General features: G+C 39.1%; 16 protein-coding genes. 9 read left to right on the top strand and 7 right to left on the bottom strand.

Features of this window, described 5'->3' with window-relative positions:
* Position 1: 1 nt before the first annotated feature.
* From NF867_RS17320 to NF867_RS17290, 7 genes are all read left to right on the top strand, one after another.
* Positions 2-364 (top strand): response regulator transcription factor, encoded by a 363-nt coding sequence (locus NF867_RS17320; RefSeq protein ID WP_252589655.1) that lies wholly within the window; start codon positions 2-4, stop codon positions 362-364.
* A gap of 20 nt (positions 365-384) precedes the next feature.
* Complete coding sequence (locus NF867_RS17315; RefSeq protein ID WP_252589654.1) at positions 385-753, top strand: response regulator transcription factor; 369 nt, start codon at positions 385-387, stop codon at positions 751-753.
* 26 nt (positions 754-779) lie between these two features.
* Positions 780-2,144 (top strand): HEAT repeat domain-containing protein, encoded by a 1,365-nt coding sequence (locus tag NF867_RS17310; protein ID WP_252589653.1) that lies wholly within the window; start codon positions 780-782, stop codon positions 2,142-2,144.
* A gap of 4 nt (positions 2,145-2,148) precedes the next feature.
* On the top strand, positions 2,149-3,564 hold the full coding sequence (locus NF867_RS17305; RefSeq protein WP_252589652.1) for a glycosyltransferase family 2 protein: 1,416 nt from the start codon (positions 2,149-2,151) through the stop codon (positions 3,562-3,564).
* Positions 3,565-3,618: 54 nt separating this feature from the next.
* Positions 3,619-4,842 (top strand): YaiO family outer membrane beta-barrel protein, encoded by a 1,224-nt coding sequence (locus NF867_RS17300; protein ID WP_252589651.1) that lies wholly within the window; start codon positions 3,619-3,621, stop codon positions 4,840-4,842.
* 92 nt (positions 4,843-4,934) lie between these two features.
* Positions 4,935-6,866, top strand: coding sequence for an LTA synthase family protein (locus tag NF867_RS17295; RefSeq protein WP_252589650.1), 1,932 nt, complete (start codon positions 4,935-4,937; stop codon positions 6,864-6,866).
* 214 nt (positions 6,867-7,080) lie between these two features.
* Positions 7,081-8,757, top strand: coding sequence for a SulP family inorganic anion transporter (locus NF867_RS17290; RefSeq protein ID WP_252589649.1), 1,677 nt, complete (start codon positions 7,081-7,083; stop codon positions 8,755-8,757).
* Between the two features lie 106 nt (positions 8,758-8,863).
* Here NF867_RS17290 and NF867_RS17285 read toward each other — a convergent pair whose 3' ends face one another.
* On the bottom strand, positions 8,864-9,355 hold the full coding sequence (locus NF867_RS17285) for a hypothetical protein (protein ID WP_252589648.1): 492 nt from the start codon (positions 9,353-9,355) through the stop codon (positions 8,864-8,866).
* 128 nt (positions 9,356-9,483) lie between these two features.
* Positions 9,484-10,365 carry a TraB/GumN family protein gene (locus NF867_RS17280; protein ID WP_252589647.1) on the bottom strand — a complete coding sequence of 294 codons (882 nt, stop codon included), beginning with the start codon at positions 10,363-10,365 and terminating at the stop codon, positions 9,484-9,486.
* A gap of 259 nt (positions 10,366-10,624) precedes the next feature.
* On the opposite strand from NF867_RS17280, the gene NF867_RS17275 reads away from it, so the two are divergent.
* Together NF867_RS17275 and NF867_RS17270 are read left to right on the top strand one after the other, a co-directional pair.
* Entirely contained in the window at positions 10,625-11,701 is a 1,077-nt protein-coding gene (locus NF867_RS17275; protein ID WP_252589646.1) for a serine hydrolase domain-containing protein, read from the top strand.
* Between the two features lie 29 nt (positions 11,702-11,730).
* Entirely contained in the window at positions 11,731-12,426 is a 696-nt protein-coding gene (locus tag NF867_RS17270; RefSeq protein ID WP_252589645.1) for a hypothetical protein, read from the top strand.
* A gap of 38 nt (positions 12,427-12,464) precedes the next feature.
* On the opposite strand, the gene NF867_RS17265 is transcribed toward NF867_RS17270, so the two are convergent.
* The 5 genes from NF867_RS17265 to gltB form a co-directional block, all read right to left on the bottom strand.
* Positions 12,465-13,913 (bottom strand): M20 family peptidase, encoded by a 1,449-nt coding sequence (locus tag NF867_RS17265; protein ID WP_252589644.1) that lies wholly within the window; start codon positions 13,911-13,913, stop codon positions 12,465-12,467.
* 37 nt (positions 13,914-13,950) lie between these two features.
* Positions 13,951-15,267, bottom strand: a complete 1,317-nt coding sequence (locus NF867_RS17260) for a D-arabinono-1,4-lactone oxidase (protein WP_252589643.1) — start codon at positions 15,265-15,267, stop codon at positions 13,951-13,953.
* 35 nt (positions 15,268-15,302) lie between these two features.
* Positions 15,303-16,493, bottom strand: coding sequence for an amino acid deaminase/aldolase (locus NF867_RS17255; RefSeq protein WP_252589642.1), 1,191 nt, complete (start codon positions 16,491-16,493; stop codon positions 15,303-15,305).
* A 195-nt stretch (positions 16,494-16,688) separates the two neighbouring features.
* Positions 16,689-18,122 carry a glutamate synthase subunit beta gene (locus tag NF867_RS17250; RefSeq protein ID WP_252589641.1) on the bottom strand — a complete coding sequence of 478 codons (1,434 nt, stop codon included), beginning with the start codon at positions 18,120-18,122 and terminating at the stop codon, positions 16,689-16,691.
* Positions 18,123-18,230: 108 nt separating this feature from the next.
* Positions 18,231-22,808 carry a glutamate synthase large subunit gene (gene gltB, locus NF867_RS17245; RefSeq protein ID WP_252589640.1) on the bottom strand — a complete coding sequence of 1,526 codons (4,578 nt, stop codon included), beginning with the start codon at positions 22,806-22,808 and terminating at the stop codon, positions 18,231-18,233.
* Positions 22,809-22,904 lie beyond the last annotated feature (96 nt).

The following is a 22,904-nucleotide window of genomic DNA, read 5'->3' as shown; positions in this document are numbered from 1 at the left end:
AATGACTATGACCATTTTAGTAGCTGAAGATGAAACCATGATGCTAAAAACAATTGAGCTTCGCCTCAAAAAAGACGGCTACACTGTGCAAACAGCAAAGGATGGACAGGAAGCATTGGATAAATTGGCAGAAACAGCGCCCGATTTAGTCATCACTGATATGATGATGCCCTATGCCACAGGCATGGATGTAATACGCAAATCGAAAGTGCTTTTCCCATATACGCCTGTAATCATTTTATCGGCAATGGGAAATGACAATGAGATTGCTGAAGCTATTGAAGCAGGTGCAATCGACTATCTGGTCAAACCTTTCAGTTTGACAGAGTTATCTATCAGGGTAAAAAAAATGATTGAAAATTAGGTTAATAATAATTGATTTAGATGAAGAGGATTTTAGTGGCGGAGGACAGTACGATGATGCTGGAAACCATTTTTCGTAGTTTGAAACGTGAAGGGTATGATGTTATTAAATCGAATGATGGAAAGGAATGCCTGGAAATACTTGAAACTACGGAGCCCGATATGATTATTACGGATTTGTATATGCCGCGTGTTAACGGGCACGAAGTTATTGCAAACGTACGTGATGAAAGGAAAATGAACATTCCGATACTGGTGCTTTCGGCAGGAGGTGTTGAGGATAATGTTTTAAAAGCTTTTGACTTGGGGGCCGATGACTTTATGGTGAAACCATTTAGCCTGGAAGAGTTAAATGTTAGGGTTCGAAAACTTCTGGCTACCAGTCGATGAAATTTTATTGCTATAATAGGGGCTCAATGACCTCCATCAAACAAAAAAAGCCTATTGGCTTTCTTTTGTATTGGGTTTTTGCCCTTATTTTTCTGATACCACTGAATGGTATAAGCAAGAATAGCAAAGATAACAAAGCTGCTATCCACCGCATCGATCAAGCGCCTCCAAAATCAATTTTGAAGGGCGGCCAGCCCCGAAAAGAGTTGAGTGATTTTGCTGTATGGGTATTGGGTAGTGAAAATATTTCAAGTATAAAAAAGCAATTGCTTGCCTTCGGCAACAATTTTCCTCCCTCTTTCCAGCCGTCCTATTTTCAATTTGTAAAAAAAGTCTACACTTATCCAATCATCATTCTTTTATTACTTCTGATTGGGTTCTTGATTGCCAATATTTTGACAGTACTGCTGATTATATATTTTGGTAATAACATCAAAAACCACAAGGAGAGGTATCACCGTATTTTTCTGAATTCGTACGAAGAAAATTTGCAGTCGTATTTATTCGGTGATATTGAGTGGGATCTTGTCCGTTTGAAGTTGAAAAGAACAAATAAGAAGGTTAACCGGAAAATACTCACCCATGTGCTTCTATCGTTTAAGGAAAATCTTAAGGGCGAGATGGATGAACAGATTACACACATATACCTGAAACTTGGCCTGGAGAAAGATTCTTTAAAACTGACCAAATCGAAGCTTTATTATCGACGGATAGAAGGGCTGAAAGCCTTAACCAATCTTGACCCCAAAAGCGCCAAAGAAATAGTGCCGAATTTTCTTAACGATTCAAATTATTTGGTTCGTACAGAAGCTCAAATCGCTTACGTAATGCATTATCCCGAAAGCCCTTTTGAGTTTCTTAAAACATTAAAAAATCCTTTCACCCCCTGGACTCAGCTTTCCTCATTCCATTTTTTCAGGCTGCATCAGGTTCCGGTGCCTGTATTTGAAACTTATATCGAATCAGAAATTCCCACCATCAGGAATTTTAGTTTACGCATGATTATCTTTTTTCAGCAATTTGAAAGTGCACCTGCCATTTTTAAAATGCTCGACAACGAAGTTGAGCTAACAAGAGCCCTGGCAATCAGGGCAATCAATAATCTGCGTCTTTATGATGGTGCGTCGATCATCAAAGACATGTATCCATCTGAGACATTGAACAACAAGTTGGAAATTATTAAAGCGCTAAAAAACATTGGCGATGAGGCGGATTTTAATTTTCTGGAATCAATTATCCGGTCAGAGTCCATCTCATTAAAAACCGAAGCGTGCCGGTCTTTACATTTTATTAGCAACATAGGAACTGAAAGATTAAACCTTTTAGGACAGGGCAACAAAGACCTCAATATTGGTCATTTCGTAGCCCATGTAACCGACCATAGAAACTAAATACATGAATATAATCTTAACCATATTAGATACTTTTTTTCTTGTATTTGCCATCGGCATATTTAGCTACTATTTTTGGCTTGCAGTAGTTTCTGCAAAAGAGCTGATCCGCAGTTATTATCATAACCGTAATGCCAATTATGACGCCATTATTTCGTCGCCATTTGCACCCTCAATTACCGTTATTGCCCCTGCTTACAACGAATCAATTTCTATTGTTCAGAATATTAAAGCATTGCTTACACTCTATTACCCCAATTTTGAAATTGTTGTTGTAAACGATGGAAGTAAAGACGATACGCTTGAAAAAGCCATTGAAGCATATGATCTTGAAAAAGTAACCTATGTGGTTGATTATAAAATTCCTTGCAATGAAATTCGTGGGGTCTATAAATCCACAAAAAGGGCATTCAATAACCTTACGGTTGTAGACAAGGTTAACGGTGGAAAAGCTGATGCCCTCAATTCAGGAATCAATATTGCAAAAGGCGATTATTTTATTTCCATTGATGTCGATTCAATTATTGATCCTTATGCTCTTCAGAAAATGATTAAACCATTTCTGGAAGAACCTCATAAAAGGGTGATTGCAACAGGAGGCGTTATCGGGATTGTGAATTCATGCAAAATTGAGGATGGCCAGATTCTGAAAATTGATGTCCCCAACAATATGTGGGCACGGTTTCAGGTTGTGGAATATAATCGTGCCTTTTTGATGGGCCGACTGGCATGGGCACGCTTAGATGGACTGCTGCTGATTTCAGGAGCGCTTGGCCTTTTTGACAAGGAAGTTGCTATTGGTTGCGGCGGATACTATACAAAAACAGTTGGCGAAGACATGGAATTGGTGGTAAGGATGCGAAAATATATGGCCGACAGAAAATTAGAATACAAAGTTGGCTATGTACCCGATCCCTTGTGCTGGACGGAAGTTCCGACAACCCTGAAGATTTTGGGAAGCCAGCGAAACAGATGGACCCGCGGAACTATCGATACCCTTTTTCTTCACAAAGAACTCTTTTTAAATCCTAAGTATGGATTTATGGGAATGGTTTCCTATCCATTTTGGGCGCTTTTCGAGTGGCTGGCACCCATTATTGAACTAATTGGAATAATTTATTTTGCCATCATTGCAATTTTTGGTTCGCCCAACTGGTCGTTCTTTTTGGTCGTCATGTTGCTTGTTTATGCATTCTCCCTCACTTTTTCAACTTATGCTATTCTGTACGATTTACTGATGTATAACAGGTATAAGAAAAAGCGTATGATCATAAAACTTTTGGTGACCTCCTGGCTAGAGCCGATCATTTATCACCCAATGGTTCTTTATTGGGCCATACGTGGTAACTGGGACTATTTTATCAAAAAGAAAAAAAATTGGGGAACAATGGTTCGGGTTGGATTTGCAGAAAAAAAATAAGAAATCAGGATGGATGTGAAAAGTGTAGAACCCTGTTTTAAAAACTTATATCGATTGAAATATTCAATTGCGATACTTACAGTAATCATGCTGAGTGGTTTATTTTCCCCCCTTTCGGCACAATCGTTTGAGGAAGCCCGGAATTTGGCTTTTAATGGCGAGCGGGCCAAGGCACGTGAGATATGTAAGGTAATTCTCACCCAGGATTATAATTCGGATGTGGCCCTGTTAATGGGGCGAACATATGCCTGGGATGCTAAATACGATTCGGCCCGCGTTGTATTAAAAGATATACTTGCCCGCAATCCGAATAATATGGAAGCCCTGGATGCGCTGACTGATGTTGAATATTGGTCAGAGGACTATGAAAAGGCTATTGAATATTGTGATGTAGCGTTAAAAATAAATCCGAAGAATGAAGATTTTCAGCTTAAAAAGGCTAAAATCCTCCACAGCAATAAGCAATTTGAAGAAGCGTCTGCATTGCTCGAAGCGCTGGTGAAAATTAATGGGTCGAATGTAGAGGCGATGAAAAAACTGGCCGATTACAGATTCGATGTATTGAAAAACAAGGTCACGATCAATTATACGCTAGATCATTTCAAATCTGTAAATGAAGATCCGTGGCAGACACTGACTTTATCGTATGGTCATAAAACAATAATCGGGACAGTGACTACACGTGTAAATTATGCCCAACGGTTTGGTAGTACAGGGTTTCAATACGAAATGGATGCCTATCCCAAAATCAGCGAAAATAATTACGGTTACATCAACTACGGGTTCTCGCAAAATACGATGTTCCCTAAGCACAGGCTTGGTGCAGAATTGTACCACAGTTTTCCCAATGCATTTGAAGGTTCACTGGGGATGAGAACCTTGTTCTTCAGCGGTTCATCGGTCTCGATTTTCACGGGAAGCCTGGGGAAATATATCGGTGATTACTGGATATCGTTCCGCCCATATGTAACTCCGGGTTCTGAAGGAACTTCGGTGTCAGGCTTTTTAACAACAAGACGCTATTTTTCTGACCCGGCAAATTACCTCAGCTTACAATTAGGCTATGGAATTTCGCCCGATGAAAATCAAAATCTTGTCAATCCCGATTTAAGCTCCAAATTGAACTTAAAAAAATGCTCGATGAACCTGGGTTATGATCATATCATTAAACGCACCTGGATTATCAACCCATCAATCGGCTGGAGCAGCGAGGAACTTCAACCTGGCAAATTTTCGAGCTATTATACATTCGACATCAGTTTAACATGGCTTTTTTAGAAAACAGCATGGCTAATTTAAACGAATCCATATTACATCAAGTCTTCAGGTCGTTAAGGCGCTTTCTGAGTCTGAGTTTTTTCCTGGTTTTGATGATCCTGATATCGCGGGTTTACGAAATTGTTGTTACATCCAACTTTTCTAACTATCCGCAAGGAAGCATTTGGGCACTGTTGCATGGATTAAAATTCGATGTGATTTTTTACCTTCAGTTGTCGGCAATCCTAATGATCCCTTACCTGATTATTGCTTTTTTCAACCCCAGGGTTGCGCTTTATTTCTTTGCATTCGCAACCGTACTGCTCATGTTAGGGAATATTTTGCTGCTTCAATATTTTAGCACTGCTCGTGTACCGCTAGGCGCCGATTTGTTTGGTTACTCGCTGGCAGAAATCAAGCATACAGTTGGAGCTTCCGGCGAATTAAAAATTTTCCCGTTCATTGTTATCTTTCTGTACTTGGGCATCATGTTCAGGGTCATGTTAAAGCATGTGTATTTTAAAATAAAACCTTTGGGTGTAGCTGTTTTAACCATCCTGATATTGTGTTCATGTTTACCATTCAAGCAGTTTCAGCCTGAATCTTCAAAATTCGACAACGAGTTTGCCATGCTTGTTGCCTATAATAAACTTAGCTTTTTTACACAAAGCGTATCAGCATATTATCTGAAAGGAGGGGGCGAAGATCAGAAATTTACCTTCACCACCATTGCCGCATCTGCTGAAGGAAATCCGTTCACCTACATTGACGCGGATTATCCGTTTTTGCACAAGGAAACCACACCAGATATGCTGGGCGAATATTTAAACCTGGGAAAAACGCCACCAAACATTATTTTTATTATTGTAGAAAGTCTCGGACGGGCCTACAGTGGAGAAGGTGCTTACCTGGGAAGTTTTACTCCCTTTCTGGATTCACTCATGCAAAAAAGCTTGTACTGGGAAAACTGTTTGAGTACATCGGGGCGTACCTTCCAGGTGTTGCCAAGCACTTTGGCTTCGGTACCTTTTGGCGATCATGGATTTGCTGAATTGGAAGACAAAATGCCAGAACACCTTAGCCTGATCAGTCTTTTGAAAAAGCAGGCCGGGTACAGCAGCAGGTTTGTGTATGGAGGTGAGGCCGAATTCGACAAAATGGAGGGTTTTCTTAACCGGCAGGGGATCGGAGAGATTATCGACAGTCGAAAATTTGGCGCTGGTTATCAGAAGCTCCCTGCTAATGCAAATGGCTTTACATGGGGTTTTGGCGATCACGAAATTTTCAGGAGGTATCTGCAAGATTTGAATACCCAATCGGGTACTCCACGAATGGATGTGATGCTCACTATTGCAACACATGATCCGTTTCTTGTTCCTAATCAGGAAAATTATAACCGCAAATTTGAAGAACGATTGAAAACGCTGAAGTTGGACGAAAAAACAAACTCGTTTGACAAGCAGTATACCCCACAATTGGCTGCCATGCTTTATTTTGACGAATCTATTCGGTATTTCTTTAATGAAGTTAGTAAAACGAAAGAATTTGCCAACACTATTTTTGTGATTACCGGCGACCACCGTATGCCCGAAATTCCGATCAGTACACAAATAGACCGTTTTCATGTGCCACTCATCATTTATTCGCCCATGTTGAAAAAGACCGAAAAATTTTCATCAATTGTTTCTCATTTCGATATTACACCTTCACTGATTGCCATGCTCAACAAAGCTAATTACATCAAACGACCCACAGTAGCGGCATGGATGGGGCATGGTTTGGATAATTCCAAAGGGTTCAGGAGTCTACAAACCTATCCGATGATTCGAAATAAAAATGAAATCATGGATATTTTGAGCACCGATCAATTCTTGTCGGCTCAATCGATTTATGATATTTCGCCTAACTTGGGCTTAGAGCCAGTAGAAAATAGCAGTAAGGCGCAGCAGATGAAGAATGAGCTGGACAACTTTCTCCGGAAAAATAACTATGCCTGTAAAAACAACAAGCTAATTCCTGATTCGCTAAAGGTTTATTATAAGTAGAGGAGCAACTCAATAATTGTCGAAAACAATGAGATAGTAGCTTCTAATGTAAATTATATAAGTAGGAAAACAAATATATAGAGGCCTTTGATGCGTTAAAATTGTTTGGAAGTCACCGACCGTCTTCTCGCACATCCACTTAAATAGTAGCGTTTTTTTTGATTAAATTAAATAGCCATCTGTTCATCGGATGATTTCGCAATTAGTATGCTTAATGGAAATAAGAAAAAACAGATCTCTTTTGCCGCATTGGCTTTCCCATTACTCAAGAAGGTGGCTTAAGAATGATATAGTTGCTGGTTCTGTTACGGCGGCAGTGGTAATACCCAAAGCATTGGCCTATGCTACCATAGCTGGCTTACCAATCCAGGTTGGGCTTTATACAGTGTTTTTGCCAATGATACTTTATGCACTAACGGGCAGCTCTCGACCGCTTAGTGTAAGCACCACTACAACATTGGCTATTTTAACCGCTACACAATTAGATAAGGTATTGGCTGTAAATAACAATACTACAATAATGACCATATGCATTACCTTAACTCTATTGGTAGGCATTGTACATTTGCTTGCTTCGTTTTTACATTTAGGTTTTATAGCTGATTTTATTTCAGAACCCGTGCTGGTTGGTTTTAAGGCCGGCATTGGATTAGTTATTATCCTCGATCAAATTCCTAAGCTATTAAGTATTCATTTCGATAAAGGTTCTTTCTGGCACAATCTGCTTGCGATCTTTCATCACTTGCCCGAAACTTCATTACCAACTTTGCTTGTTGGAATAATAATGATTGCCTTGTTAGTAGCTTTAGAACATTTTATGCCTAAAGTACCAGCCCCATTGGTGGTGGTTGCAATGGGAGTGCTGGCAATGGGTCTTTTTCATTTACTGAACTATGGAATTGATCCCGTTGGTACCATTCCACTCGGGTTGCCCTCTTTCTTTAAACCTGATTTTTCGCTTTTCGATGAACTGTGGTTTGGTGCGGTGGGGATTGCTTTAATGAGCTTTACTGAAACAATTGCTGCCGGTCGTGCCTTCGTCAAAAGTGGAGAGCCTCCAATTCGTGCCAATCAGGAACTGTTTGCCTCTGGTTTGGCCAATATTGGAGGAGCTTTTTTCGGAGCTATGCCATCGGGAGGTGGTACATCTCAAACTGCGGTAAATCGTTCTGCCGGTGCACAAACACAACTGGCAGCAATAATTACGGCTGCATTGGCAGTGTTAACCATGTTGCTAATTGCTCCCTTGCTAGGCATGATGCCTCAGGCAACGCTTGCCGCCATTGTAATTGTATATTCAATTGGTCTGATTCGTCCTGCCGATTTCAATGCTATTCGCAAGGTTCGAAGAACCGAATTTATCTGGGCTTTGGTAGCACTTATCGGAGTTGTGCTATTAGGAACACTTAAAGGAATAGTGGTAGCCATTATTATATCGTTGGCAGCTCTTGCACAACAGGTTACCAATCCACCAATTCGGGTATTAGCTCGTAAACGAGGAACGAACTTTTATCGGCCTCTTTCTGATGATCATCCGGATGATGAAACTTTCCCTGGTTTGTTAATTTTAAGACCGGAAGGACGCATCTTTTTTCTCAATGCCTCACGCATTGGAGAAAAGATCCGGTTAATGCTTGAAAAACATAAACCATCAGTATTAATGCTTGATTTTAGCACTGTAATTGATTTGGAGTATACCGCATTGAAAATGTTAGTTGAGGCTGATAAAAGACTCGGTCAAGAGGGTGTTGCTGTTTGGTTAGTCGGTTTGAATCCTGAGGTATTGGAAGTGATCAATCGCTCGAATCTTGGAAAGACTTTGGGGCCGGAGCGTATGCATTACAGTATTGATATGGCAGTTAAAAAATATCAGGAAAGGATAAATATTTAACACAAGAATGGTAGAATCTGCTTTATTGCTTTTGAACGTTTCATGCAAACCTCCAATTTAATAGCATAAAAAAAGCGACCTAGGTCGCTTTTCTTTTTATTGAAAATCAATTCTTTTTCAAAGCCCGCTGCAGTTCTCCATAGGTTGGGATCTGCTGCATAATGGTGGCCCTGATTTGCGTTAATAAATAAATTTCGGCTTGATAAAATTCAAATGCGGTAACGGCATTAGTAGCCGCTTTTATCTTTTTATAATACATCTCCACACTTTTCTCTTGCTGTTCTCGGTTAGCAAAATACTTTAATGCTAATGAGTCGGCAGTTTTAGGCGTCATATTGTTGTAAGCCTGAGCTGTTCCTTCGTATAACTTTATTCTGTCTTTTATATTGCTCCTATTAGCATTCAGGTATTCATCGTAGATTTTCCAAAATGCAACAGAATCTTTTCCACTAACCGAAACTAATTTGGAAACAGCTTCTTTCTTCTGGACTCCCAGCAAATTGGCCATAGCGTCAGCTTCTTCATTGGATGTTTGAGCGCGGACAGTTAATGCGATATATGCAAAGAATACTGTCATTAAGATAATTTTCACTTTCATAGATTTCTTTAAAATGATCTATCTTAATTTACAGAAAATAAAAATTGAAAACAGGGAAAATTATAGTAAATCAAAAATTAAATATTTGATCATTAACAAGATAAGACAACATAAATACGAGTTTGCTCCTACTCATTTTGTACAAATATATTTTCTCTCAAGTTTGGATTAACTGCTTTAATTTCAAATCCTCTTTCTTCTAATTGTTTTAGAATCCCTTTTTTACCCGGCAAAAGATACATTGGTACAACAACAAAACTGGCTTTATCTTTCAAAGCCATTTGCATTTTGCTAGTCCAGTTTTTAGCTCTATCCTCTACCAGGTATTTGTAATGAGCTTTTGAAAAATAGGTTGCAATACCCTTAACATATTTAAAATCTATTTCTGAAGGACTTGCGTATATATTTTTTACCTTTCTAAAACCGGTATTAGCTGTGTTGTAGCTTTTAACAAAGTTGAGAAAACAGGCGGCCCTGTCTTTACTGCTAATTTTATCAAGTTGCTCAAAAATAGCTGTAGGGCTTTCTAATTCAATTATTTTTTTATTGTTTTCAATAGCATACCTGATCAACGGTGTCTCGGCCGATTGGGGGTCACAACCCACACTCTTACTTATAATCAGACTGAATAATTGATAATTGTCCTGAATATTATTTATATCCACACCAAGCGAATCTTTGCAAAAAGATGCCAGAAACAGGTACTCTTCTGGTGAATATATTTTTTTTAGTTCAAAACCTTTATGCTGATTTTTGTAGGCCAGAATGGATGTCATAAACTCAGGGCTACTTATATCGCTTTGAAAAAAAATCTGTTCGGCTTCCAACATCATTTGTTTTTCAGCATCGCCAAAAACTAGTTGGTTAGCACATAATACATAAGGAACGCCTAGCAGATAGGATGTTTTTGTGCTATTTTTTGGTTTTATTTCCCAATAAAGCGGATCATATTGGGCAAGGGCAAATTTTACCGACAGTAGTAACAATACTATAAACACTAATCTCTTCATCTATAATGGTTTAGGGGCTGCAAGATAAGTCGCCTACACGCTTCAAAAAAATGATTAAAATCATGTTTGTTATTTAATATTCTGATTTACAGTGAATTGGTGTCATTGCCAATATTCTATGAAATATCGGATCAACTTTATCAAAAGAAAGTTACCTGTGATTTTAGAATTATTAACCGTTGTTTAACAGAAGATCTATTCTAACTATATTGTTATAACTTTTTAGAAATTGGTATTACTCTATCTGAAATTTAATATTATGAAAAAACTGTTTTTAGCAATTTTCTTTTTCATTCAAATTCAGCAATTATCAGCTCAAACATCAAAAGCTGATGCCTTTATTGACAACTTTACGAAACGAAATAATTTTAATGGCGTCGTGTTAATAAAACAAAACGGAAAGACCAGTTACAAACAGAGTTTCGGTTTTGCTAATCTTTCGTTTAAAATACCCAATACAATTGAAACCAAATTCAAAGTTGCTTCAATAACAAAGGCCTTTACAGCGGTTTTAATTCTTCAGCTCTACGAGCAGGGCAAAATTGACTTGAATAAAACGATTACTACCTACTTAACTGATTATAAGGGAGTAGGAGGTAATAAAGTAACTATTAAGCAACTGCTGAATATGACCTCCGGACTTCACAATATGGATGCCGGCGTTTCATTCGAAAGTGCCTTAAAAAATGGCATTCCACAGTATCAGCGACCTTTTACTGCTGATGAATTGCTGATAAAATATTGCAGTGATTCTCTGGTGGCCGAACCAGGTAAGGAGTTTGATTACAACAATGCTGATTTTATTATTCTGGGTAAAATAATAGAGCGTGTAAGTGGCAAAAGCTTTGAACAAAATCTGCAAGAAAAAATATTGTATCCACTGCATATGACTAATTCTGGCTTGTTAAAACAGGAAGTCATTGTTGATAAATTGGCTGATACGTATTTCTATCGCGACGATCTGAAAACATTAGTAAATGATTTACCGGTATATTGGGGTAATTGGTATGCTGCGGGCGCTATGTATGCTAATGTTGATGATATTTTAGCATTTTCGGATGCTTTGTTTGGTGCAAAGCTTTTAAAGCGCGAAACCCTAAATCAAATGTTCACATCCGGTTTGGGTGAATACGGTTATGGTGTTTGGGTTTATAAAGATTATGAAATTGGTCAGAAGAAATATACAATTATAAAACGTCCTGGCTCTATTATGGGGGCACAAGCCATGCTGTTTCATGTATTGGAAGAAGGTTCAACGATCATCATTCTTACCAATACTGGCAATGTTAGCCTTGATGAATTTGCTGCTGATATTGCAAAGCAGATTATCAACTAATAGCGATCTTTATTGTAAATATGACAAATATGGAAAAGGATGAAAGCTATAAACAAATAATTGAAGGACTGAAAACTCATTCCTCATTAAAGAATAACATCTATAAAACAACCTGTACCATTTTTTCGCAGTTTAAGGCTCAATTGAAGGAGTTGTCTGTTCAGTTGGCGGCTGATTTTCAGTCTATTGATCCATCTGTTGAAATTGAATATGCAGATATCAATAAATTTGAAGCGCGTATACGTTTTGGTGGTGATGTACTGATTGTAACCATGCATACCAATATCTTTACCTTTCCACCGGAGCATGCTATTTTTAAAACTAAATACATTCATGAAGATCAGAGCCGATCGTATTTTGGCGTTATTCATATCCATAATTTCTTATCAGATTCGTTAAAATATAATCGTATAAATGACATTGGCTATCTGCTGGGAAGAATTTTTGTGAACAAAGACAATCATTTTTTTGCAGAAGGGAAGGGTCAACTGAATTTTCTGTTCGATAATTTGGTTCAACAAGAAATGAAACCAGAAACGATTGAACAGCTTATAAAACTTGCAATCAATTACTGCTTTGAGTTTGAATTACAGGCTCCGCCGTTTAATGATGTGGATGAGGTTACGTTAATTGAAAAACAACTCGAATTTGCCAATTCGGGGTATCAAACAGGTAAGTTAATAGGTTATAAATTTAAAGCGCAGCAAAAGGGGGAAATCAGTTAAAATTAGATGGCTCTGGCTTTACCAGAGCCATCTGATTTTTATTTTATTTCGTTTAAATTCTTAATCAATTGATAATAAAAGGCAATCGCTCCTTTATAATCTTTCACAGCAATTCGCTCATTGATATCGTGATAACCAATTAATTTTGCAGGCACATACCGATAGATATTCTCAGTAATATCAGCATAATATCGAGAATCGGTTACTGCAATTAATAAAAATGGACTTACAGGAATATCAGGATTCAACTGTCTGTTAGCATTAGCAATAGCCTGAAAACCCTTGGCTTGAGTCGATGATATTTTTGAAGGATTTGCCTGCGATTCAATTCTGGGAGTAATTTTTACTCTTGGGTCGTTCACAGCAGCCTTAACATGTTCTAAAACGGTTTCAGGAGTTTCACCCGGAAGAATTCGGAAGTTGATTGTTGCTGTAGCTACCGTTGGTATAACATTGTCCTTGAATCCGCTTTTTAAAATGGTTGGAGCAATGGTTGTATGAAACTGAGCTGCGCCACGATCGGTTTTTTCATATTCTTTTTGGATAAGCGGTTTGGTAATCCATTTATTCGCAAATACCGTTTTTAAGAAAGGTGACATCTCCGGACCTAAATATTCTACCAGCTCTAAAGTTGGAGTGGTGAACGAACTCTTAAAAGGATGGTTACGAATTTTAGAAACACTTGCGATAAGGATATCAATGGCAGATTCTTTACCTGGAGCAGATGAATGTCCACCTTCTGCATTTACTTCCAGATCAATAGAAAGATAGCCCTTTTCTGCAGTACCAACTAAGGCAATGGTTTTATCTTTTACAATGCCATCAATCATTAAACCTCCTTCATCCATTACAAACTCTGCTTTAACACCTCTGCTTTTTAATAAAGCTGAGATCTTTGAAGCGCCTTCTTTACCACTGATTTCCTCATCATGTCCAAAGGCAAGGTAAATGGTTTGTTCAGGTTGAAACCCTTCCGAAACAAGCTTTTCCACCGCTTCCATAATAGTTATAACTGTAATTTTATCGTCTGTTGCTCCACGTCCCCAAATAGTATCCTGTTTAATTTCACCGCCAAACGGATCGGCTTTCCACTTACTCTGAGAAGCTTCTTCTACCGGAACCACATCCATATGACCCATTAATACAACTGGTTTTAATGATGGATTTTTCCCAGGCCAAGTGTAAAGCAAGCTGTATTTGCTGATTACCTCACGTTTTAAGGTTTTATTTAGGTTAGGGTAGGTAGTTTCCATGAACTTTAGGTTGGCTGCAAATTGTGCAGTGTCAACCATGGAAGCATCCTCGTAAGAAACAGTTTTTATGCGAATGGCATTCTGAAAATTAACAACCGATTGCTCACTTATCTCAACAGGTTTAATGGCTGCAACATGTGGTTGTTTAGATTTAAAGGTTAAAGTTTTGAAGGTCATGATACCAATAATGACCACCAAAAGGGCAAGAATAAAAAGTAGGATCTTCTTTAGCATGAATTGGTTTTAGTATTTTATCAAAGTTGAGTAACTGTTAACGATTCATTGAAATTGTTTCTCCGCAAATTTGTTGCATGTAAGGCGAAAGAAAAATGCCCTCTGGGTCCATTTCCTGACGAATGGCTTGGAAATCATTCCATTTTGGATAAAGCTTTTCGAAATCAGCTCCGGTACGCGTGTGCATTTTGCCCCAATGCGGTCGTCCTCCAACGGCTAAGCAAATGTCTTCCATTACCTTAAAGTATTCTTTATAAGGGTTTGGTTTATAAACGTGGAAAGCAATATAAGCCGAGTCGCGCTCATAAGCAGGACTTAACCAGATATCATCACCTTTAACGAAACGATTTTCAGTAGGGAAGTGCACATCAAATTTATGCTTGTCGAATGCTTTTTGTACATCCCGTTTTACTTCTCTGAATGCTTCTAATGGAATATTGTATTCCATCTCATGAAATTTCACCAATCGGGGTAAAGCGTATACTTTATGACTCCAGTTGATTTTATGGCTGGTTGAAACAGCTTTAGCTGAAATCTGCGCAATAGTTTTACTCGCTTTTGGAAACCAATTTGTGATTTTTGATAAAACTCCGAAAGCATGATTCTCTAAAAGCATATCGGTAATGTAATTTGCCGTACCATATTCTTTAGCCGGTAGATCACTGGCATTACTGAATTTGGTTTGAACAATATTGGTACCCGGGAACCAGTAAAACTCAAAGTTCCGGTTCTCTTTATTGTACCGCTCATAGTTGTTCAGCACTTCATCCAGCGTTTCTTTTCCCGAGGTAAACTCCAGTTTATAAGCCGGTATGGCTTTAAAAGTCAGTTCTGTTATAATTCCTAATGTACCTAAACTTACCTGTGCCGCTTTAAACAATTGCTCGTTCTCATTGGTAGAACAGTAAATTACTTCACCTTTACCATTGATAAATTTAATGCCTGTAAGCTGGGTTGAAAGATTGCCAAAAGCAGTTCCTGTTCCATGTGTTCCGGTTGAAATGGCACCAGCCAGCGATTGTACATCAATATCTCCTAAATTTTCCTGGGCGAGTCCATTTTCAAAAAGCAGGTGGCCAAACTCTTTGATCTTTGTTCCAGCTTTTACAGTTACTTCTTGTTTGCCTTTATCTATCGAAATAATTCCTCTTAAATTATCGAGGCTAACTATATAATCATTCGTTTCGACCAGGTTAGAAAATGAATGACCCGAGCCGATCATACGAATTTTTTTTCCTTCTTTACTAGCCTTATGAATGATTTGAACAATTTCTTCTTCAGAAGCGGGAAATAAAACACCCAATGGCGAACATTGAACACTTCCGCTCCAATTGCTCCAGGTTGTAGGTTTCATTAGTATAATAGTTTTTGGGTTTGTATTGATTTAGGCTACAAAAAGCATTTTCCTTCACCTCGATAGGTTTTAACACAATCTATAATCTGTCCCTTTGATACAAGGTAAAGCTCATTAAAACGCTCACAGAGTTCGCCGGCTTTACTGTGTCTGAAAAACACCGGATCACCAAGCTTTAAATCTGTACCGTTAGTAAGTTGTAAAGGAGTCTGCACTTCACCAGCACCTTCATTTTGGGTAAGCTTTAAGCCTTCTGGAAGATAGGGAAGTGGTTGTTTTTCATTTCCGGTTCCACCTGAAGCGATATAGCCTCCACCTAAACAGGTAACCATTCCATCTTTTGGTTTACGAACCACTTCAACTGCAAAACCTGCAGCTGGCTGATGCTTAAAATTTTGATAGTTATCGAACAAATGAGAATTGAAAAAACCTGAACCTATGGTAACCTCTGTAACATCGGTTTCTTCACGCGTACTTTCTAAACTTCCGGTACCACCGCCATTTACCAAGTTCAAATTATAACCAAGCTGTTTGAGTTTTTGAATACTTTCTTCCCGACGTTTTCTTAATTCTTGGATCGATTTTGACTTCAGCTTACGGACTACAATATTCTTTAAGCCGTTACCGGCCAGGTTATCAACTAGTCCTGCAATTTGAGCCTCATAGCCCATTATGCCTATAACTGATAAGTTGGTGTATTTTAGCAGCTTTTTGCCAAGGGTTTCTACATTGTTTGACGTACGTAGGTTCGATCGCCAAACACCAAAATGTATTCCTGGAAAGTCGGATGACATATCAATATCTAAACAAACCGGAATTTTTACATTGTGATTTTTCCCAATTTCATCGATCCTTTTTGCCTGTTCTTCACTATCGATCATCAGGCAAATGTTTTTACCTTTTGAAACTTCAATGGCAATCTGTTCTATCTGGTTTAAATCGGTTGTAGGATAGCCTATCAATAAATTATTATAACCTAATTCATTGAGCCATAGTGCTTCTGTTGCAGTATAGCACATCAACCCTTCAAACTGATTATTGGCTTTTAAAACCCGCTCGATAATAGTCCGGCAACGGATTGACTTTGAGGCAACACGAATTTTTTTATCGCCAGATCTTTTTCTAAGTTCTTCAATATTCTCGTCTAAAAGATCGAGGTCAACGAAAGCAAAAGGTTTTGGAATGTTTTTAAATATTTCCTTATAGTACTCGTAACGGTTAAGCATTTATGGCCTTGATTATTTGCCTAACATAGGAAAATAAAATTAATTATGCAGGCATAAAGAACTAGAATGAATAACGGTTTTTTGTAAATAAAAAAGCATCGGCCTTTACGACCGATGCCTAGTAAGCTATGAGAATTGGTTGATGAATGATTTAGTACGCAGCACTTTCAGTTCATCAACTGATAACCTTAATAGCTATTTTTCGCTTTGCGATTTGATGTATTTTTTTAGCGTGCTAGCCATTTGGCGTCCGCTGTTGATAGCAGTTACAATTAGGTTTGCCCCTTCAATCATATCACCCGCGGCCCAAATCTGAGGATCAGAAGTACGGAAATTGTCTACTTTGATGTTTCCTCGTTTGTCTTTTTCCAAGCCCAGATAATCAACTAAACCTTCATGAATTGCATGTTCAAATCCTAATGAGATCAATAGAATATCACAAGGGATGTCATATTTTTCTCCAGCGATCTCATAATTACGTTGTCCCGATTTGATTTCTCCATCTGGCCATTTAATTGGTTGAAGTTCTAAAGCTTCGATCTTATCGCCACCTTTTACAGCAGTATTAACTACCGAGAAGATACGCTCACAGCCTTCGGCCTGAGAAGAAGAGGTAGCGAACGTTTTAGGCCACATTGGCCATGGGTTACTTTCGTAGCGTTCTTCAGGTAAGGCCTTGTGAATTTGAATTTGGGTAACACTTTTTGCTCCTTGGCGAATAGAGGTACCAATACAATCAGAACCGGTATCACCACCACCTAATACAACCACATGTTTATCTTTCGCATCGATTTTTACTTCCGGATGCAATTGATCGCCATGGTTTTCTTTGTTTTGCTGGGTTAAAAACTCCATGGCGAAATAAATACCTTTTTTATCTGCACCTGGAATGTTTCCTAAGCCACGTGGTTTTTCTGAACCACAGCATAAACAGATATAATCAAATTCAGTCTTAAGATCATCGATAGAGATGTTCTCACCAACGTGCGCATTAGTTTTGAAGGTAACGCCTTCTTCTTCCATTAAAGCAACACGGCGATCAATTACCCATTTCTCTAATTTAAAATCAGGAATACCATAGCGCAATAAACCTCCTAATCGATCATTCTTTTCAAATACAGTAACAGTATGTCCAACCAAATTCAATTGCTGAGCGGCTGCTAAACCTGCCGGACCTGAACCAATTACCGCTATTTTAATGCCGGTACGGTAAGGAACCACGTTAGGCTTTACCCAACCTTCAGCAAATGCTTTTTCAATGATCGAAAGCTCAATTTGTTTAATACTGATTGGTTTTTCAACCAATGATGCGGTACAAGCCGGTTCGCAAGGAGCGGGACAAACTCTACCTGTAAATTCAGGGAAGTTATTGGTACTCATTAAAGTACCATAAGCGTTTTTCCACTGGCCTTTGTAAACAAAATCATTAAACTCCGGAATTAAGTTTGAAACCGGGCAGCCCCAGTTGCAAAATGGTATTCCACAGCCCATACAACGGGCAGCCTGGGTTTTTACACGCTGCTCGCTTTGTGGTTTTTCAAATTCATTAAAGTGCTGAACGCGATCCGTTACCGGCGCTTTTTGCATATCTTCTCTTGGGTATTCAATAAATCCTGTAGGTTTTCCCATTATACTTTTGATTTAAGAGTGTTTAGCTCTTATCGTTCTACCATTTTAATCATTTAACCAATTACCAAATGAGTTTCAATGTTCACCCATTTAGTAAAAGAGTGTGTGTTACTTGCTTTCAACTGCTAATGTATTTATCGGTTGATTGCTAAAAACCGAAGGTTGCAAAGCACTTGCAGTCGATTTGCTACGGTCAAGTTGCACCTGAATCTTGCGATATTCGAATGGAATAACCATTACGAAATCTTCAACTCTGCGAGCCCAGTTGTTCAGAATAACTTTTGCTTTAGGGCTACCGGTATATTCATAATGCTGTTTAACAAGCTCATACAGCTCTTTCTGACGAGCCTCATCAGTTACCTTTTCAACAGCAACCATGCTCAGGTTGCAATTTTTCTTAAAGGTCTTGTCTTGATCAAACACGTAAGCGATACCACCGCTCATACCCGCTGCAAAGTTTTTACCTGTACTTCCAAGTACTACTACAATACCTCCGGTCATGTATTCGCAACCATGATCGCCTAAGCCTTCAACAACTGCCTTAGCACCTGAGTTACGAACCGCGAAACGTTGTCCGGCCAAACCCGAGAAGAATGCCTTGCCTGAAGTAGCGCCGTATAAACAAGTATTACCTACAATTACATTTTTGTGTGGCTCTAAAGATGATTTAAGAGGAGGAGCGACAATAATCTTACCTCCAGATAGACCTTTACCCACATAGTCATTGGCATCACCGCGAAGGTTTAACGTTAATCCACTTGGAATAAACGCACCAAAACTTTGTCCGGCAGTACCGGTTAAGTTCAATACAATATGATCTTCCGGTAGTCCTTTTGCACCATGACGAAGGGTAATTTCACTTCCAAGCATGGTACCAAATGTGCGGTATACGTTAAAGATCTTTTTCTCTACTACAATTGATTTCTTGCCATCAAATGCTTCCTTGACATCTGCAATTAATTCATTATCAACAGCCTCGCCTATAGCATGAACTTGTTTTTTGACATTGCGGTAAACGTTATCAACTGAAGCAGGTTTTACAAACAGTGGGCTGAAGTCTAAGCCATGTGCCTTGTAATGGTCAATAGCTTTATGCGTACTTAAGCGTTGAACTTGGCCAATCATGTCTTCGAACTTACGGTAACCTAGTTTAGCCATGATCTGACGAACATCTTCAGCAACAAGCATCAGATAGTTTTGAACATACTCAGGCTTACCATGATATTTAGTACGTAAGTATTTATCCTGTGTAGCCACACCAACCGGACAGGTATTCAAGTGACATTTACGCATCATTATACAACCCGTAGCAATCAGTACTGAAGTTGCAAATCCGAATTCCTCAGCGCCTAATAATGCGCCGATCACAACGTCTCTACCAGTCTTCAGCTGTCCGTCCACCTGTAAGCGAACTTGTCCGCGTAATTTGTTTAACACCAGGGTTTGCTGGGCCTCAGCCAAACCAATTTCCCAAGGCATACCCGCATGTTTAATTGAAGTAGCAGGAGAAGCTCCTGTGCCGCCATCGTATCCCGAAATGGTAATTGAATCAGCCAATGCTTTAGCAACACCTGCTGCTACTGTACCAACTCCGGTAGATGAAACCAGTTTTACACTGATATCGGCCCAACGGTTGGCATTTTTTAAGTCGAAGATCAACTGTGATAAGTCTTCGATCGAATAAATATCGTGATGTGGCGGAGGAGAGATCAATGATACTCCAGGGATGGTATGTCGAAGTTTAGCGATGTAATCATCAACTTTATACCCTGGTAACTGACCACCTTCACCTGGTTTAGCACCTTGAGCAACTTTAATCTGCAACTCATCAGCATTTACTAAATAGTTTGAGGTTACGCCGAAACGTCCTGACGCTACCTGTTTAATTGCCGAACGACGAAGGTTTCCATTTGCATCGGGCTTAAAGCGGATTTCATCTTCACCGCCTTCACCGGTATTACTTTTTCCACCAAGGTTATTCATCGCAATTGCTAATGTTTCGTGTGCCTCGCGAGAGATAGAACCGATAGACATCGCACCGGTTGTGAAACGTTTAACAATTTCTTTTGCCGGTTCAACCTCATCAATATTAACGGGTGGAAGTTCTGTTTCGTCAAGGTCAAATAATCCACGCAAGAAACTAAGTTCTTGAGTACGATCATTTACTAAGGCAGCAAACTTTGCATAGGTTTCCGGGTCGTTTTTCCATGCAGACTGTTGCAGTAAGTGAACAGTTTCAGGGTTGTAAGCATGGTATTCGCCTTGTTGGCGCCAATGATATTCACCTCCGGTTGACAATTTGTCAAAATAGTGCTTTTCAACTTTGTACGCATTTTCGTGACGGGTTTTTAGTTCTCTTTCTAACTCTTCAATTCCAACACCGCCAATTGCTGAATAGGTGCCCTCAAAGTAGTTATTAATTACATCCTGATTAATACCAATTGCTTCAAAAATCTGACCTCCCTGGTAACTCACCAATGTTGAGATACCCATTTTAGCCATGATCTTTAATAAGCCTTTTTTGAGAGCGCTTATGTAGTTTTTATGAGCTTTACTTTCATTTATGCCTTTTTCCAACTGACCACTCATCTCCATATCGGTAAGTGATTCAAATGCCAGATAAGGGTTAACACCTCCGGCACCAAAGGCCAGCAATAGTGCTAAGTGATGTACTTCGCGAACCTCGCCACTTTCAACCACGATACCTATTTTACCACGTTTGTTTGCACGAATAAGGTAATGGTGAACTGCTGAAACCGCTAATAAAGTAGGAATAGGAGCATGATTACGATCGTGTTGACGATCAGATAGGATTACCAAACGATATCCCTGATCAACAACTTCCTCCACTTTCTTACAAAGCTCTGAAAGTGCAGCTTCTAATGATTGTTCATATAATGGATAAGAAACATTTATCACTTTTGAACGGAATCCTGCCGTTTTAAGCTGCTTTAACTGCTCAAGTTCATCATTGGTAAATACCGGCTGACTAATTTCAAGCATTTTACAGTTGATAGGATTATCTTCTAAAATGTTGTTTGCACCACCAATCTCAATGCGTAATGACATTACAAGGTCTTCACGGATCGAATCGATAGGAGGGTTCGTTACCTGTGCAAAACGTTGTTTAAAGTAATTGTATAATAACTTCGGACGATCAGACAATACCGCCAAAGGTGTATCATTACCCATCGAATACGTTGCTTCCTGACCTTCATCGGCCATTGGTTTCATCAACATATGCAACTCTTCGTAGGTGTATCCAAATACACGTTGAGCCAAACGAAGATTCTCGTGGTTAGGTTGATTTACATGAGCCGGAGCAGGAAGATCTTTTAAGCGGATGCGGTGCTCGTCGATCCATTGTTTATAAGGTGCTTTTTCCGATACACGCTTTTTGATTGCTTTATCGTCAAAAATATCACCTGTAGTAGTATCAATTAAAATCATACGGCCAGAACCAAGGTTGCCTTTTCGCTTGATTTTCTCTTCAGGAATAGGAAGAACTCCACTTTCAGAAGCCATAATGAAATAACCATCATAGGTTTCGGTGAAACGAACCGGGCGCAGACCATTTCTGTCTAAACAAGCACCAATTTGCAAACCATTGGTAAACATCATGGCCGCTGGACCGTCCCAAGGCTCAAGTATAGAGTTAGCATACTCATAAAAACCTCTTAGGTCTGGATGAACCTGATCATCATTTTCCCATGCCTGAGGCATCATCAGCATCATGGCATGATCTAAGTCGCGACCACACTGAACCAGTAGTTCAAGGTAATTGTCAAATGAGGCTGAGTCTGAATTTCCTTTTTGAATAGTTGGGAACAAACGCTCAAGGTCATTGCCAAACAAACTCGATTCTAAGTTGCCTTCACGAGATTTTGCCCAGTTAATATTACCTTGCAAAGTATTGATCTCGCCGTTATGCGCAATATAACGGAACGGCTGAGCCAAACTCCAGGTAGGGAAGGTGTTAGTTGAATAACGCTGGTGAATTAATGCCAATGAGCTTTCAAAGGATTCATTTTTGAAATCGTGGAAATAATCTTCCAGCTGCCATGCATTAAACATTCCTTTATAAACAATCACCCGAGAAGAAAGTGATGTGATGTAAAAGAATTTCTTTTGTTCAATTTCACTTGCCGCTACTTTCTTTTCAATTTGACGGCGGATAATATAAAGTTTACGCTCAAATGCTTCTGAATCTGCTTCAGTACGCTGAACAAAAAACTGATAAATAGAAGGTTCTAAATGAAGTAAATTTTTTGACAGACACGAATTATCGCAAGGAACCAATCTCCATCCTAAAAAAGTTTCCTTTTCTTCGGCTACCACTTCTTCTATTAGTTGTTTGCAAAGCTGGGCATCCTTTTCGTCGCGAGGCAAAAAGGTCATACCTACTGCATACTCCTCTTCATCAGGAAGTGAGAAATCAGCATCAGCCAATACCTTTTTAAAGAAAGCGTGTGGTAATTGGGTTAAAATACCTGCTCCATCACCCGCATAAGGGTCTTCACCCGAAGCGCCGCGGTGTTGCAGATTTTTAAGAATTTGTAAACCGTTGTAAACGATTTCATGTGAACGTTCACCGTTCTTTTGTACGATACAGCCAACTCCGCAAGCGTCCTTCTCATGTGCAGGGTCGTACAGGCCTTGCTTCTCTGGTAATCCGTGGTTGATCATTCTGGTTCTCCTAACTTACTACTTAACTAATCTTTGTCTGATAACTTCAATCGGGTATTGAAAAATTGGTTCCTAAAAATAAGAATGTTTATTATA

Origin of the sequence: Solitalea agri, assembly GCF_023914155.1 — a bacterium.
Taxonomy (GTDB): Bacteria; Bacteroidota; Bacteroidia; order Sphingobacteriales; family Sphingobacteriaceae; genus Solitalea; species Solitalea agri.
Note: the sequence above shows the minus strand (reverse complement) of the source record. Positions and strands in the feature narration are given on the sequence as shown.